At 69.3% G+C, this 14,285-nt stretch carries 11 protein-coding genes and 1 tRNA gene; 5 read left to right on the top strand and 7 right to left on the bottom strand.

The features are described 5' to 3' along the window. Nucleotides 1-179: 179 nt before the first annotated feature. From thrB to argS, 5 genes are read right to left on the bottom strand one after another with little or no spacing between them, the layout of a single operon-like run. On the bottom strand, nucleotides 180-1,061 hold the full coding sequence (thrB, locus tag FPZ12_RS12440; protein WP_144749551.1) for a homoserine kinase: 882 nt from the start codon (nucleotides 1,059-1,061) through the stop codon (nucleotides 180-182). Beyond that, nucleotides 1,058-2,119: a threonine synthase gene (gene thrC, locus FPZ12_RS12435; RefSeq protein WP_144749553.1), complete on the bottom strand. Its 1,062-nt coding sequence runs from the start codon at nucleotides 2,117-2,119 to the stop codon at nucleotides 1,058-1,060. Before thrC ends, thrB begins: the two co-directional genes overlap by 4 nt. Before the next feature lie 4 nt (nucleotides 2,120-2,123). Further along, the gene (locus FPZ12_RS12430; RefSeq protein WP_144749626.1) at nucleotides 2,124-3,428 is read right to left on the bottom strand and encodes a homoserine dehydrogenase; all 1,305 of its coding nucleotides are present in this window, start codon (nucleotides 3,426-3,428) and stop codon (nucleotides 2,124-2,126) included. 5 nt (nucleotides 3,429-3,433) lie between these two features. Then, nucleotides 3,434-4,867, bottom strand: coding sequence for a diaminopimelate decarboxylase (lysA, locus tag FPZ12_RS12425; protein WP_144749555.1), 1,434 nt, complete (start codon nucleotides 4,865-4,867; stop codon nucleotides 3,434-3,436). A 6-nt stretch (nucleotides 4,868-4,873) separates the two neighbouring features. Then, nucleotides 4,874-6,529, bottom strand: coding sequence for an arginine--tRNA ligase (argS, locus tag FPZ12_RS12420; RefSeq protein ID WP_144749557.1), 1,656 nt, complete (start codon nucleotides 6,527-6,529; stop codon nucleotides 4,874-4,876). A gap of 103 nt (nucleotides 6,530-6,632) precedes the next feature. On the opposite strand from argS, the gene FPZ12_RS12415 reads away from it, so the two are divergent. Both FPZ12_RS12415 and FPZ12_RS12410 read left to right on the top strand, forming a co-directional pair. Beyond that, nucleotides 6,633-7,454 carry a DUF3105 domain-containing protein gene (locus FPZ12_RS12415; RefSeq protein WP_144749558.1) on the top strand — a complete coding sequence of 274 codons (822 nt, stop codon included), beginning with the start codon at nucleotides 6,633-6,635 and terminating at the stop codon, nucleotides 7,452-7,454. A 10-nt stretch (nucleotides 7,455-7,464) separates the two neighbouring features. Further along, the gene (locus FPZ12_RS12410) at nucleotides 7,465-8,157 is read left to right on the top strand and encodes a DUF305 domain-containing protein (protein ID WP_144749560.1); all 693 of its coding nucleotides are present in this window, start codon (nucleotides 7,465-7,467) and stop codon (nucleotides 8,155-8,157) included. 1 nt (nucleotide 8,158) lies between these two features. On the opposite strand, the gene FPZ12_RS12405 is transcribed toward FPZ12_RS12410, so the two are convergent. Further along, complete coding sequence (locus FPZ12_RS12405; RefSeq protein ID WP_144749562.1) at nucleotides 8,159-9,067, bottom strand: cation diffusion facilitator family transporter; 909 nt, start codon at nucleotides 9,065-9,067, stop codon at nucleotides 8,159-8,161. Between the two features lie 190 nt (nucleotides 9,068-9,257). Between FPZ12_RS12405 and FPZ12_RS12400 the strand changes: the two genes are divergently transcribed. Further along, a tRNA-Arg gene (locus FPZ12_RS12400) sits at nucleotides 9,258-9,330 on the top strand. Nucleotides 9,331-9,388: 58 nt separating this feature from the next. Then, nucleotides 9,389-10,492 (top strand): sulfotransferase domain-containing protein, encoded by a 1,104-nt coding sequence (locus FPZ12_RS12395; protein ID WP_144749564.1) that lies wholly within the window; start codon nucleotides 9,389-9,391, stop codon nucleotides 10,490-10,492. Here FPZ12_RS12395 and FPZ12_RS12390 read toward each other — a convergent pair. Then, a complete protein-coding gene (locus tag FPZ12_RS12390; RefSeq protein WP_144749566.1) occupies nucleotides 10,479-10,898 on the bottom strand; it encodes a nuclear transport factor 2 family protein in 420 nt (139 codons plus the stop codon). The genes FPZ12_RS12395 and FPZ12_RS12390 overlap by 14 nt on opposite strands. Before the next feature lie 131 nt (nucleotides 10,899-11,029). On the opposite strand from FPZ12_RS12390, the gene fdh reads away from it, so the two are divergent. Beyond that, complete coding sequence (fdh, locus tag FPZ12_RS12385; RefSeq protein WP_150980298.1) at nucleotides 11,030-14,284, top strand: formate dehydrogenase; 3,255 nt, start codon at nucleotides 11,030-11,032, stop codon at nucleotides 14,282-14,284. Nucleotide 14,285: the final 1 nt, after the last annotated feature.

The raw sequence follows: 14,285 nt of genomic DNA, 5'->3' as shown, positions 1-14,285 counted from the left end.
CCCTAGCACCAAATCTCTGCGGAATTATCGGCCCAAACGATAGATGCGATCCGGGAAACCCCCCGGAACCGACACCAGGTGCGGAAAACGCACGGTGATCGAACGCCCCCGAGGGTAGACCGACCGGGGTGCGGGTGCAACAACCACCCCCGGAGTGGCGCGAATCAGCCGCATCCTCGCTATCCCGCCGTGACCTGGACTCCTGCCAGGTCGACCGGCAGTTCCATGACCTCGAAACCGGAAACGTCCACGGCCGCCGGGATTATTCCGTCCGTGGTCAGTGCCAGCACCGTCGGACCGGCGCCGGAGACGGTGGCGGCGACCCCCGCCGCCCGCAGGTCCGCGATCAGCCGGGTGGTGTCCGGGTACGCCGGCGCCCGGTAGTGCTGGTGCAGCTTGTCTTCCGTGGCCGCGAGCAGCAGGCTCGGATCGCTGGTCAGGGCGTGCACGGCGAGCGCGGCGCGCCCCGCGGTAAAGGCCGCGTCGTGGTGCGGCACCTCGGCGGGCAGCAGGCCGCGCGTGGTCGCCGTCGCGGAACGCAGTTCGGGCACCGCGACCACCGGCCGCAGGCTCTCGTGCGTGGTGAGCCGCCGGGCGTGGAACTCGCCTCCGTCGCACCACGCGATCACGAGGCCGCCGAACAGCGAAGCCGCCGCGTTGTCGGCGTGTCCCTCGAACTCGGCGGCGAGCTGCACGGCGCCGTTGTCCCTTGGCCTGCCCGCGATCGCGTAGCCCGCGGCGACGCCGGAGACCACCGCGGCGGCCGAGGAACCGAGGCCCCGCGCGTGCGGAATCGCGTTGCTGCAGCGCAGATGCAGGCCGGGAAGGTGCACGCCGAGGCGTTCGCAGGTGCGGCGGATCGCGCGCACCACGAGGTGCGTCTCGTCCGTCGGCACGTCGGCGACCCCGCCCGCGCCATTGTCGAGCACCTCGACCTTCAGCCCCGACTCGATGACCTGCACCTCGACGACGTCGTACAACCCCAGCGCGAGGCCCAGCGCGTCGAAGCCGGGGCCGAGGTTCGCCGAAGACGCCGGCACGGTCACCTTGAACGAGGTCACGACAGCTCCAGCGCCGCCGCCACGGCCCGCGGATCCACCGCGAGCGGCTCGACCTCGACGTTGCCCTCCAGTGCCGTCGCGGGGTCCTTCAGCCCGTGCCCGGTCACCGTGCAGACCACAGTGGACCCCTTGGGGATCCGCCCGTCCGCGGCGGTGATCAGCAGCCCGGCGACGCTCGTGGCCGACGCGGGCTCGACGAACACGCCTTCCTTGCTGGCCAAAAGCCGGTACGCGGCAAGGATCTGCTCGTCGGTGGCCTTGTCGAAGAGCCCGCCCGAGGAGTCGCGCGCCTTGACCGCGGCCTGCCACGACGCGGGGCTGCCGATGCGGATCGCGGTGGCGATCGTGTCCGGGTCCTTCACCGGCTCGCCGAGGACCAGCGGAGCGGCGCCCGCGGCCTGGAAGCCGAACATCCGCGGTGTGGTTTCGACCACACGGTCGGCCGCGTATTCGCTGTAGCCGGCCCAGTAAGCGGTGATGTTGCCCGCGTTCCCGACCGGGAGGCAGTGGATGTCGGGCGCCTTGCCCAGCACGTCGCAGATCTCGAAGGCGGCGGTCTTCTGCCCCGCGATCCGTACCGGGTTCACCGAGTTGACCAGTGTCACCGGATGGTCGATCGCGGTCTTGCGGGCCAGTTCGAGGCAGTCGTCGAAGTTGCCCTCGACCTGGAGGATGCGCGCGCCGTGCAGGACGGCCTGGGCGAGCTTGCCCATCGCGATCTTTCCTTGCGGGACAAGGACGGCGCAGGTGAGCCCGGCGCGTGCGGCGTACGCGGCGGCCGAGGCGGAGGTGTTGCCCGTGGAGGCGCAGATGACCGCCTGCAGCCCGCTCGCGAGCGCGTGCGTGATCGCCACCGTCATCCCGCGGTCCTTGAAGGATCCCGTCGGGTTCGCGCCCTCGACCTTGAGGTAGACGGTGCTGCCCGTCAGCTCGGACAGGTGCGGGGCCGGCATCAGCGGGGTGTTGCCCTCGCCGAGCGTGATGACCTTCGCGCCGGCCGGGACTGGCACCCGGTCGGCATAGGCCTCGATGATTCCCGGCCAACCAGGCGTAGCCATGTTTTCAGTCCTCGCCTTCCACACGCATCACGCTGACGACTTCGTGTACTACGTCCATTTTCCCGATCGCGGTCACCGTGGCGTCCAGGGCCGCGTCCGGTGCGAGGTGCGTCACGATGACCAGGCTCGCGGTGGACAGCTTGTCCCGCTGGCGCACGGCCGCGATGCTCACGCCGTTTTCCGCGAACTCCTGCGCCACCTGGGCCAGCACACCCGGTTTGTCGGCCACGTCGAGGCTGATGTGGTAGCGCGTCGGGGTGTGGCCCATCGGCCGCACCGGCAAAGCGGCGTGCGCGGACTCGCGCGGGCCGCGGCCGCCGGCCACGAGATTCCGCGCCACGGCGACGAGATCGCCGAGCACCGCGCTCGCCGTCGGCGCGCCACCGGCGCCCTGGCCGTAGAACATCAGCTCGCCCGCGGCGTCGGCCTCGACGAACACCGCGTTGAACGCGCCGCCGACCCCGGCCAGCGGGTGGCTGCGCGGCAGCATCACCGGGTGCACCCGCGCGGACACCGATTCGGTGCCGTCGTCGGCCGTGACCCGTTCGCAGATCGAGAGCAGCTTTACGGTGCGCCCCAAGGCTTTCGCGGCCGCGATGTCCGACGCGCCGACCGACGAGATGCCCTCGCGGTGCACGTCCGACGCGGTCACGCGGCTGTGGAACGCGAGCGACGCGAGGATCGCCGCCTTGGACGCCGCGTCGTACCCGTCGACGTCGGCCGTCGGGTCCGCCTCCGCGTACCCGAGCCGGCTCGCCTCGTCGAGGGTCTCGGCGTAGCCCGCGCCCGTTGAGTCCATTGCGGACAGAATGAAGTTGGTGGTGCCGTTGACGATCCCCATCACCTTGGTGATCCGGTCACCGGCGAGCGACTCGCGGATCGGGCGCAGCAACGGGATCGCGCCGGCCACCGCGGCCTCGTAGTACAGGTCCGCGCCCGCCGAGTCGGCGGCTTCGGACAGTTCGGCGGAGTACTCGGCGAGCAGCGCCTTGTTCGCCGTGACGACCGACTTTCCCTTGCGCAGCGCGGTGAGCAGCCAGCTGCGGACGGGCTCGATGCCCCCGATCAGCTCCACCACGACGTCCACATCGGACTCCACCAGCGCGGCGGCGTCGGCGGTCAGCAGGTGCTGCGGGAGCTCGGGGTGCTTGTCGGGGCGGCGCACCGCGATCCCGGCGAGTTCGATCGGCGCGCCGGCGCGGGCGGCGAGCTCGCCGGCCTGGTCGGTGAGCAGGCGGACCACCTCGGTCCCCACCGTGCCGCAGCCCAGCAGGGCGACGCGCACCGGCTTGCCGTCCGATGTAGACAGTGAGCTCACGACACCTCCAGATGCAGCATGTCCTCGACGGTCTCGCGGCGCAGCAGCAGCCGTGCGCTGCCGTTGCGGACCGCGACGACCGCGGGACGCGGCTGCCGGTTGTAGTTGCTGGCCATCGAGTAGCAGTACGCGCCGGTGGCGGCGAGCGCGAGCAGGTCGCCGGGCGCGAGGGTTTCGGGCAGCCAGCAGTCCCGGACCACGATGTCGCCGGACTCGCAGTGCTTGCCGACCACGCGGGAGAGCGCGGCGCCGACCGAGCCGCTGCCGTCGTCGGCGGAGCGGGAGACCAGCCGGCAGTCGTAGAGCGCGTCGTAGAGCGCGGTGCGGATGTTGTCGCTCATCCCGCCGTCGATGCTGACGTAGCGGCGGGATTCGTTGTCCCCCAAGGAAACGTCCTTGATGGTGCCCACCTCGTACAGCGTCACCGTGCCCGGGCCCGCGATCGCGCGGCCCGGCTCGCCGGCTATCCGCGGCACCGGCAGCCCGGCGAACTCGCACTCCTTGCGCACGATCTCGCGGATCTGCGTGACCAGCTGCGCGGGCGGCGGCGGGTTGTCCTTGTCGGTGTACGCGATGCCGAACCCGCCGCCGAGGTCGACCAGGGAAAGCTGCTCCAGCAACGCTTCCCCGTGTTCCTTGGCGAGCTCCGCGAGCAGCCCGACGACGCGGCGCGCGGCGACCTCGAACCCGTCGGCGTCGAAGATCTGCGAGCCGATGTGGCTGTGCAGGCCGACGAGCTTCAGCGAAGCCGCGTTCAGCACCCGGCGCACCGCTTCCGCCGCGTCACCCGCCGCGAGCGAGAACCCGAACTTCTGGTCCTCGTGCGCGGTCGCGATGAACTCGTGGGTGTGCGCCTCGACGCCGACCGTGACGCGCACCAGCACGTCCTGCACCACGTCGCGGCGGGCGGCGACGTCGGCGAGCCTGGCGATCTCGTAGAACGAGTCCAGCACCACCGTGCCGACACCGGCGTCGAGCGCCTGCTCCAGCTCGGCGACCGATTTGTTGTTGCCGTGGAACGTGATCCGCTCGGCGGGGAAACCGGCGCGCAGCGCGACCGCCAGCTCTCCCCCGCTGGCGACGTCCATGCTCAGGCCCTGCCCGGCGACCCAGCGCGCGATCTCCGTGGACAGGAACGCCTTCGCGGCGTAGTGCACCAGCGCCGGGTCGTCGAACGCCTCGGCGTACTCCGCGCAGCGGGACTTGAAGTCGGCTTCGTCCACGACGAACAGCGGCGTGCCGTAGGTGGCGGCCAGCTCGCGCACGTCGACCCCCGCTATCCGCACCACGCCGTCCGCGCCGCGGAACGTGTTGCGGGGCCACACCTTGGGGTACAGGCGATCCAGTTCGTCCGCCGTGGACGGCGGGAAGCCCGAGCTGTCGGCGTGCGGGTGGACTTCGGCGTGCAGCGGACCTGCGGGGTGGGCCATGGCGAGTTACATCCGTTCCGGGGCGGAGACACCGAGCAAGGACAGACCGTTGGCGAGCACCTGGCGTGCCGCCTCGCACAGCGCGAGCCGCGCGAAGGTGAGCGGGGTGGCTTCCTCGTCACCCTGCGGCAGCACGCGCGCCACGTCGTAGAACTTGTGGTACGCGCTGGCCAGGCTTTCGAGGTACCGCGCGACGCGGTGCGGCTCGCGCAGTTCGGCCGCCTTCTCCAGGGTCTTGCCGAACTCGCCGATGGTACGGATCAGGTCGCCCTCGCGCGGATGCGTCAGCAGGCTCAGGTCCGCCTCGCCGTCCGACTTCAGGCCCAGCTCGTCCGCGTTGCGCTGCAACGACGCGAGACGGGCGTGGGCGTACTGCACGTAGTAGACCGGATTGTCGTTGCTGTGCTTGCGAAGCAGGTCCAGGTCGACGTCCAGGGTGGAGTCGACCGAGTACCGCGTGAGCTCGTAGCGGGCCGCGTCCACGCCGACGGCCTCGACGAGGTCCTCCATCGTGATCACGGTGCCCGCGCGCTTGCTCATCCGCACCGGCTTGCCGTCGCTGACGAGGTTCACCATCTGGCCGATGAGGACCTCGACCACCGCCGGGTCGTGGCCCAGCGCCGCCGCGGCCGCCTTGAGCCGGGCGATGTAGCCGTGGTGGTCCGCGCCGAGCATGTAGAAGCAGAGGGTGAAGCCGCGGCCGATCTTGTCCTGCAGGTACGCGATGTCGCCCGCGATGTACGCCGGGGTGCCGTCGCTCTTGATGACCACGCGGTCCTTGTCGTCGCCGAACTCCGTGGAGCGCAGCCACCAGGCGCCGTCGGCCTCGTAGAGGCTCCCGGACTCCTTCAGCGCCTCGACCGAGCGCGCCACCTCGCCGCTCTTGTGCAGGGAGTCTTCCTGGAAGTAGACGTCGAAGTCGGTGCCGAAATCGTGCAGGGACTTCTTGATCTCGCTGAACATCAGCTCGATGCCGATGCTGCGGAACGTCTCGTGCCGCTCCTGCTCCGGCAGCGACAGCGCGCTCGGCTGCTGGCGCAGCACCTCGGCGGCGATGTCGCTGATGTACGCGCCCGCGTACCCGTCCTCGGGGGCGGACTCGCCCTTGGCGGCGGCGATCAGCGAGCGCACGAAGCGGTCGATCTGCGCGCCCGCGTCGTTGAAGTAGTACTCACGCGTGACCTTCGCGCCCTGCGACGCGAGAACGCGGCCCAGCGCGTCGCCCACCGCGGCCCAGCGGGTGCCGCCGAGGTGGATCGGACCGGTCGGGTTCGCGGACACGAACTCCAGGTTGATGTTCTGGCCCGCGAGGGTGTCGGCGGTGCCGTAGGCCGCGCCCGCGGCGAGCACCTGGCGGATCTGCTCGCCCTGCGCGGCGGCGGCGAGCCGGAAGTTCAGGAAGCCCGGGCCCGCCACCTCGGCGCTGGCGATGCCTTCGTCCTTGGCGACCTCGTCGGCGAGCGCCTGCGCGAAGTCACGCGGCGCCATGCCGGCCTTCTTGGCGACCTGCAGCGCGACGTTGGTGGCGTAGTCTCCGTGCTCGGGATTGCGGGGTCGCTCGATCGTCACGGTTTCCGGCAGCACGGCCTGATCGAGGCCACGCGCGGAAAGCACCTGGACTGCGGACGAGCGGACGAGGTCGGCAAGCACGGCGGGAGTCACCACGCGAGTGTAAGTGGCCCGAGCTCGGCCGTTGACAGCGACCAGACGGCCGGTCTCTAGACTCCACCCTGGGCAAATCCACCTCACCTCGAATGCGGGAGCCATGGCCAGCGGCACGAAGAAGAAGCGCAGCTCGAAGAACGCTGTGAGGGCGGCCCGGGGTTCGGTCGTCGCCCGGCGGGGCTTCCCGTGGGGCACGGTCATCGCCGTGGTCGCCGTGGTGGCGCTGGCCGCCGTCGTGGTCACGTACTACCTGGTCCAGTCCGCCCCGAAACGCGCGCTGGCACAGTGGACGCCGAGCGCGGACAACCCGGACCCGTCGCTGAAGATCCCGGGCATCGTGACCGTGCAGTACCAGGGCAGCGTGCACATCCTGCCGACGGAGCGCGTGGCCTACGACCACTCGCCGCCGTTCGGCGGACCGCACGACGGGTACTGGGCGGCGTGCAACGGGATCGTGTACCCGAACGCCGTGCGCACCGAGAACATGGTGCACTCGCTCGAGCACGGCACGGTGTGGATCGCCTACAACCCCGACCAGGTCAGCGGGGACGCGCTGAACAAGCTCAAGGCCAAGGTCGAGGGCAAGCCCTACACGATGATGTCGCCGTACCCCGGCCTCGACAAGCCGATCTCGCTGCAGTCCTGGGGCCACCAGCTGAAGGTCGACAACGCCGACGACGAGCGGATCGACGAGTTCATCACGGCGTTGCGCACCAACCAGAACACCTATCCCGAGGTCGGCGCGTCCTGTGACGCGCTCGGGCCCGGCCAGTTCGACCCGGACAACCCGCCGGCCTTCGACCCGAGCCCGCCGGGGCCGGACGCCAAGCCGATGAACTACCAGGGTTCCACGGGTGCCCAGCAGGACACCACCGGCGGCATGTCGACCGCGCCTGCCGCCCCGACCTCCGCGAGCCAGTGATCTTTTCCTCATGGACCAAGAAGAAGTAGCCGAAGCAGAGCCGGATCGAACGCCCCGCTCGCGGCCGGTGGTGATCGCCGCCAGCGTCATCGCCGTGCTCCTCGTGGGCGCGGTGATCGGGATGTTCCTCACGCAGCGGGCGCTGAACTCCGGCGAACAGGCCACCCCTGGTGCCGGTTCGGTGGAGGTCGGGTTCGCGCAGGACATGTCAGTGCACCACCTGCAGGCCGTCACGATGGCCAACTGGGCACGCGATCACAGCACGGATCCGCAGGTCAAGCAGCTCGCGTTCGATATCCAGAGCACGCAGCTGGAGCAGGTCGGCCGGATGAAGGGCTGGCTCATGCTGTGGGGCCAGCCGGAGCAGACCACCGGCGCGTACATGTCGTGGATGTCCTCGGGCGGGCACGACATGGCGGGGATGAGCACGAGCGGCACGTCGGCCGACGCGCCGATGCCGGGCATGGCGACCAACGCGGAGCTGGCGAAGCTGCGGTCGCTGTCCGGCCAGGAGCTGGACGTGTACTTCCTGCAGTTGATGTTGCGGCACCACCAGGGCGGCACCGGGATGGCGCAGTACGCGCACGATCACACGTCGGTGGACGCGGTGAAGACGCTGACGCAGAGCATCCTGGACTCGCAGGGCGCCGAGATGGTGCTGATGAAGCAGATGCTGGCCGCGCGGGGCGCTCAGCCGCTCTGAGCTACCAGGTCAGTTCCTCGCACCGCTTGGCCGATTCGCAGGGTTCGACCTGCAGGGTGGCGTGCTTGATGTCGTGGTTGTCCGCGAGCAGGGTTTGCGCCGCCACAAGCACTTGAGCCGGTTCGGCGTGCTGTTCGACGGCCAGGTGCGCGGAGGCCACGTCCATGCCCGAGGTGAGTGTCCACACGTGCAGGTCGTGCACGTCGCGGACGCCGTCGAGGCCGGTGAGTTCGGTGGCGATGCGCTCGACGTCGACCTCACGGGGCGCGTGCTGGAACAGGATGCGCAGCGCCCGGCGGGCGAGGGTGACCGTGCGCGGGAGGACGAACAGTCCGATCGCGACACCGATGATCGGGTCGGCGTAGCGCCAGCCCGTGGTGAGCGTGATCGCGCCGCTGACGAGCACGCCGACGGAGCCGACCAGGTCCGCGAGGACTTCGAGGTACGCGCCGCGGACGTTCAGGCTTTCCTTCGAGCCGGCCCGCAGGAGCGCGAACGACACGAGGTTCGCGAGCAGGCCCGCGACAGCCGTGAGCAGGACCGGTAGCCCCGGCACCTCGGGTGGGTCGGTGATGCGCCCGATCGCCTCGGCGAGCACGTAGCCGGCGACGCCGAAGAGGAGTACAGCGTTCCCCAGTGCCGCAAGGACTTCCGCGCGGTAAAGCCCGTAGGTGCGGCGATAGGTCGGCCCGCTGCGCCGGGCCAGCACGATCGCCACGAGCGCCATCCCGAGGCCGAAGACGTCGGTGAGCATGTGGGCGGCGTCGGAGATCAGCGCCAGCGAGCCGGTGAGGGCGCCGACGGCGATCTCGAGGATCAGGAAGACGATGCCGATGCACAGGGCCGCGACGAGCCGGGGCAGGTGCCTGCCCGAGGCACTCGCCGTGCCGTGCCCATGGCCGTGTCCCATCACGTGCCTCCTCGTCAGGGCCAACATATAGTCAGATGCGCATGTATGCAATACAGGTAAGCCTTACTTGCGCTGGAACCTACCCCCTCCGAGCCGATTACCCAATCCGAGACCGCCCCGCGGGAGGGGGTGGCCTGTGCGGGAGACGGCCGGGCCATGCGCTAAGCTTCACTGCGTTGCCCGGCAACGGGCCCTCGTAGCTCAGGGGATAGAGCACTGCCCTCCGGAGGCAGGTGTCGCAGGTTCGAATCCTGCCGAGGGCACCCTTCTCGAAATGCGAAAACCGGCCCCTACCAGCAGATTTGCGGTAGGGGCCGATTCATGTCCGCTGGGTCGGACGCCACGCGCGGCGTGGAGGTGCTCCAGGTTGGCCGCGAGCCGGTAGACCACGTGGTAGCCGGAAAGCGCGATCAAGCTGACCTGGTCACCACCGGCACGGCCGACGAACTCGTGCGCGAAACAGCCGAAGACGTGCGCAAGCCGTACAGCCGGCGCCGCACCACAGGGCTAGCGTCAAACGCCTTCGACCGCCGAGGGAGCGCAGCGATGTCGCAAGAAGACGCCACCGGGGAGATTCTTCGCGCACAGTTGGGCAAGGTGTACAACGACAATGAACGAAAACTCGACTCGCGTGCGGTGCCGATCAACACACTCGGCGGGGCGGGCAAGACGATCGTCGCCAACGCCCTCCACGCGCTGGGCCTCAACTACGTCGACGCTTTCACCGAAGCGCTGCAGGACGACGGAGCGGTGCTGCCGCTGGCCAAGCACACCGACTACCGGCAACGCCTGAATTCGTATCTGGAACAAAACTCCGCCGGCGTCTCCCGCGTCGATCTCGACTCGATCTGCTTCTTCAAGACCTATTCGACGCTGGCCGAACTGGCGGAACTCCCCGTATTCGGAATCTGGATACTGGTGCGGGATCCCCGGGACCTGCTGTATTCCGACTACCGCTATGTGAAGGACGTGTGGCACGAGGAAGTGGCATCGGCCCACTCGTTCGCCGACTGGCTGCGGATCCCCCATCTCGGCGGACTTTGCCCGATCGACCTGTGGACCTACCATTTCGAAGGTTGGCCCGAAATCGGCGGGAGCGTCGCCCGGTGTGTGGTCACCCGGTTCGAGGATCTCAAGTCCGATCCGGTCGGGACGATGAGCCGAGCCCTGTCCACCTTCGAGATACCCGTCGAGGGTTCCGCGGTGCGACAGGCGATGGACCTGAGCTCCTTCGAGGCCATGCGCGCGCACGAGGATCAGGTGCTCGCCAGGCAGGGCCGATCGGGTGAACCAGGCCGGATGGTCCGGCGGGGCAAGGTCGGCGAATGGAAGACGTGGATGACTCCGGAGCTCCACGCGGTTTTCGCCGAGCCTTCGCTCTGGGACGCGGCCGAACCCTACGGCTATTTCCTCAACGAGGACTGACTCCGAAAACCATCGCCTGCCCCCGCGCCGTGTCCATGTACTCCCGCACCCGGTGGATCAGCCCGTCCCGCAACTCGAAGATCAGGCAGTAGTCGTTCTCGTAGTGGTGGCCGTCGGCGAGGGTGGCCGTCATGGTTTCCTCGACGATCACGCGATCGCCGTCGGCGTGGAAGGCGTGGAAATCGACGGAGACGTCGCGGGCGAACAGGCGGGGGAAGTCGTCGGCGAGGAATCGCGCGATCGCGGCCCTGCCGATCATGTGATGCGAGCCGCCGAGGAACTGGGCGGTCGCGTTGCCCGGCGGGGCGAGCCATTCGGCGTCTTCGGTGAACACCGGGGCGATCTGCTCGGCGTCGTGGGTGGCGAAGGCTTTCCAGGCTTCCTGGACGGTTTTGAGGCTCGACATGCCGCGAAACTAACCTCGGCGCCCGCGAAAGACTGGCCGGTTCGCGCCATCATCGCCCTCGGCGCGATCGGCAGGATTGACGCGCCGGGCGAGTGGGTACCGCTGCAACCGACAGCGGGACGGAGGTGGCCATGGGCCTGGCGCGATGGCTGCGGGACTGGCCGGTGTACCGGCAGTTCACGCAGGGTGACGTCACAGGGCGCGGCGCGGCCGCGCGGAGCCGCATCTCCCTCGAACTCACTCCCCGCGTCAGCACCGCCGACAAGGTGGTCAAGTCCGTCTGCCCGTACTGCGCCGTCGGATGCGGCCAGAACGTGTACGTCGAGGACGGCGAGGTCACCCAGATCGAGGGCGACCCCGACTCCCCCGTCAGCCGCGGCCGGTTGTGCCCCAAGGGATCCGCGAGCCTGCAGCTCACCACCGGCCCCGCACGCGAGCACAGGGTGCTCTACCGCCGGCCCTACGGCACCGAGTGGGAGCAACTCGACCTCGACACGGCCATGGACATGATCGCCGACCGGACCATCGCCGCCCGCGAGCACGGGTGGCAGTGGGAGGCCGACGGCACGCCGGTGCGGCGGACGGTGGGCATCGCGAGCCTCGGCGGCGCGACACTGGACAACGAAGAGAACTACCTGATCAAGAAGCTCTTCACCGCACTCGGCGCGATCCAGATCGAGAACCAAGCTCGCATTTGACACTCCTCCACGGTTCCCGGTCTGGGGACCTCCTTCGGTCGTGGGGGCGCCACGACGTTCCAGCAGGACCTCGCCAACGCCGACTGCATCGTCATCGAGGGCTCGAACATGGCCGAATGCCATCCGGTCGGCTTCCAGTGGGTGATGGAAGCGAAGGCCCGCGGCGCCAAGGTCATCCACGTCGACCCGCGGTTCACCCGCACCAGCGCGCTCGCCGACATCCACGTGCCGCTGCGCGCGGGCACCGACATCGCGTTCCTCGGCGGGATCGTCAACCACGTGCTGACCGAGGGCAAGGACTTCCGCGAGTACGTACTGGCCTACACGAACGCGGCCACGATCATCGGTGCGGAGTTCGCCGACACCGAGGATCTGGACGGGCTCTTTTCCGGGCTGGACAAGGAAAACCGCAGCTACGACACGGAGACCTGGCAGTACGACGGCGCGGAGATGCAGGCCGCTTCCGGCGAACGCGACCAGCAGTGGGACGCACGGACCCGCGGCGGCGCGGCCGTGAGCGAAGCGGCGCGCGGAGAGGCGCACGGTTCCGGCGGCGCGGAGGTCGGCGCCGAGCCGAAGACCGATCCGACGCTGCAGCACCCGCGATGCGTGTTCCAGCTCCTCAAACGGCATTACGCGCGCTACACGCCGGAAGTGGTCGAACAGATCTGTGGCGTGCCAACGGAAAAGTTCCGGCAGATCTGCGACCTCCTGACTGAGAACTCGGGCCGCGACCGGACGAGCGCCTTCTGCTACGCGGTCGGCTGGACCCAGCACAGCGTCGGCGTGCAGTACATCCGCACGGCGTCGATCCTGCAGACGCTGCTGGGCAACATCGGCCGCCCTGGCGGCGGGATCCTCGCACTGCGCGGGCACGCGTCGATCCAGGGGTCGACGGACATCCCGACGCTGTTCAACCTGCTGCCCGGCTACATCCCGATGCCGCACGCGCACACCAACGAAAACCTCGACACGTTCATCGAGGCGGAGAGCACGCGCAAGGGTTACTGGGGCAACATGCGGAAGTACCTGGTGAGCCTGCTCAAGGCCTACTGGGGCCCGGCGGCCCGGCCGGACAACGACTTCTGCTTCGACTACCTGCCAAGACTGACCGGCAGCCACAGCACGTACGAAACCGTGCTGGCCCAGTTGGAAGGCACCTGCAAGGGGTACTTCCTCTACGGCGAGAACCCCGCGGTCGGTTCGTCGAACGGGCGGATGCAGCGGCTTGGCTTGGCCAGCCTGGACTGGCTGGTGGTGCGGGACTTCTCGCTGATCGAAAGCGCGAGCTGGTGGCAGGACGGGCCGGAGATCGAAAGCGGTGAGCTGCGCACCGAGGACATCGCCACCGAGGTGTTCTTCCTGCCCGCCGCCGCGCACACCGAAAAGGACGGCAGTTTCACCAACACCCAGCGGATGCTGCAATGGCACCACCAGGCCGTGGAGCCGCCCGGCGACGCGCGCAGCGATCTGTGGTTCACCTACCACCTCGGGCGCATCATCAGGGAGAAACTGTCCACTTCGGACGAAGAGCGGGACCGGCCGGTGCTGGACCTGACGTGGGACTACCCCACCAAGGGCGAGTTCGACGACCCCGACGCCGAGGCCGTGCTCGCCGAGGTCAACGGCTGGAACGCCGACGGCGAACCGTTGTCCGGCTACGAACAGCTCCGCGACGACGGCTCGACCACCTGTGGCTGCTGGATCTACTGCGGCGTCTACGCCGACGGCGTGAACCAGTCCGCACGGCGCAAACCGGGCACCGAGCAGAGCTGGGTCGCGCCCGAATGGGGCTGGGCGTGGCCGATGAACCGCCGCGTGCTCTACAACCGCGCCTCCGCGGATCCGGACGGAAAGCCTTGGAGCGAAAGGAAAGCACTGGTTTGGTGGGATGCCGCCCAGCAGAAGTGGACGGGGCACGACATCGCCGACTTCAAGGCCACGAAGGCGCCGGACTTCCAGCCGGAGGAAGGCGCGACGGGGCCGGACGCGCTGAGCGGCCAGGACGCGTTCATCATGCAGGCAGACGGGAAGGCCTGGCTCTTCGCGCCTGCCGGGCTGACCGACGGCCCGATGCCGGTGCACTACGAGCCGCAGGAGTCGCCGTTCCCCAACCTGTTGTACGGCCAGCAGCACAACCCGGTGCGGCAACTCCTGCCGCACAAGCAAAACCGGCTCCAGCCCAGCGGCGCGCAACCGGGCGCGGACGTGTTCCCGTTCGTGCTCACCACGTACCGCCTCACCGAGCACCACACCGCGGGCGGGATGAGCCGCTGGCAGCCGTACCTCGCCGAGCTGCAGCCCGAGATGTTCTGCGAGATCTCCCCCGAGCTGGCTGAAGAGCGCGGGCTCGAGCACGCGGGCTGGGCCACGATCATCACCGCGCGCGCCGCGATCGAGGCACGGGTGCTGGTCACCGAGCGGATGACGCCGTTGCGGGTGCAGGGAAAGGTGCTGCACCAGGTCGGCGTGCCCTATCACTGGGGCTCCAGCGGGCTGGTCACCGGCGACTCGGCGAACGACCTCGGCTCGATCAGCCTCGAGCCGAACAGCCACATCCAGGAGAGCAAGGCGCTGGCGTGCGACATCCGGCCCGGCAGGCGCCCGCGCGGGCCGGCGCGGCTGGAGCTGGTCCGCGAATACCACCGGCGGGCCGGGATCACCGAGGACACCGGAATGGAGCTGTGAC

Source organism: Amycolatopsis acidicola, from assembly GCF_007713735.2.
Taxonomy (GTDB): Bacteria; Actinomycetota; Actinomycetes; order Mycobacteriales; family Pseudonocardiaceae; genus Amycolatopsis_E; species Amycolatopsis_E acidicola.
This window is presented reverse-complemented; position numbering and strand designations above follow the sequence as displayed.

Excerpts from the sequence above, each read along its gene's own strand:
- FPZ12_RS12390 (WP_144749566.1), bottom strand. The coding sequence starts at position 10,898 with ATGTCGAGCCTCAAAACCGTCCAGGAAGCCTGGAAAGCCTTCGCCACC.
- lysA (WP_144749555.1), bottom strand. The coding sequence starts at position 4,867 with ATGGCCCACCCCGCAGGTCCGCTGCACGCCGAAGTCCACCCGCACGCC.
- FPZ12_RS12405 (WP_144749562.1), bottom strand. The coding sequence starts at position 9,067 with ATGGGACACGGCCATGGGCACGGCACGGCGAGTGCCTCGGGCAGGCAC.
- FPZ12_RS12410 (WP_144749560.1), top strand. The coding sequence starts at position 7,465 with ATGGACCAAGAAGAAGTAGCCGAAGCAGAGCCGGATCGAACGCCCCGC.
- FPZ12_RS12395 (WP_144749564.1), top strand. The coding sequence starts at position 9,389 with ATGTCCGCTGGGTCGGACGCCACGCGCGGCGTGGAGGTGCTCCAGGTT.
- FPZ12_RS12415 (WP_144749558.1), top strand. The coding sequence starts at position 6,633 with ATGGCCAGCGGCACGAAGAAGAAGCGCAGCTCGAAGAACGCTGTGAGG.
- thrC (WP_144749553.1), bottom strand. The coding sequence starts at position 2,119 with ATGGCTACGCCTGGTTGGCCGGGAATCATCGAGGCCTATGCCGACCGG.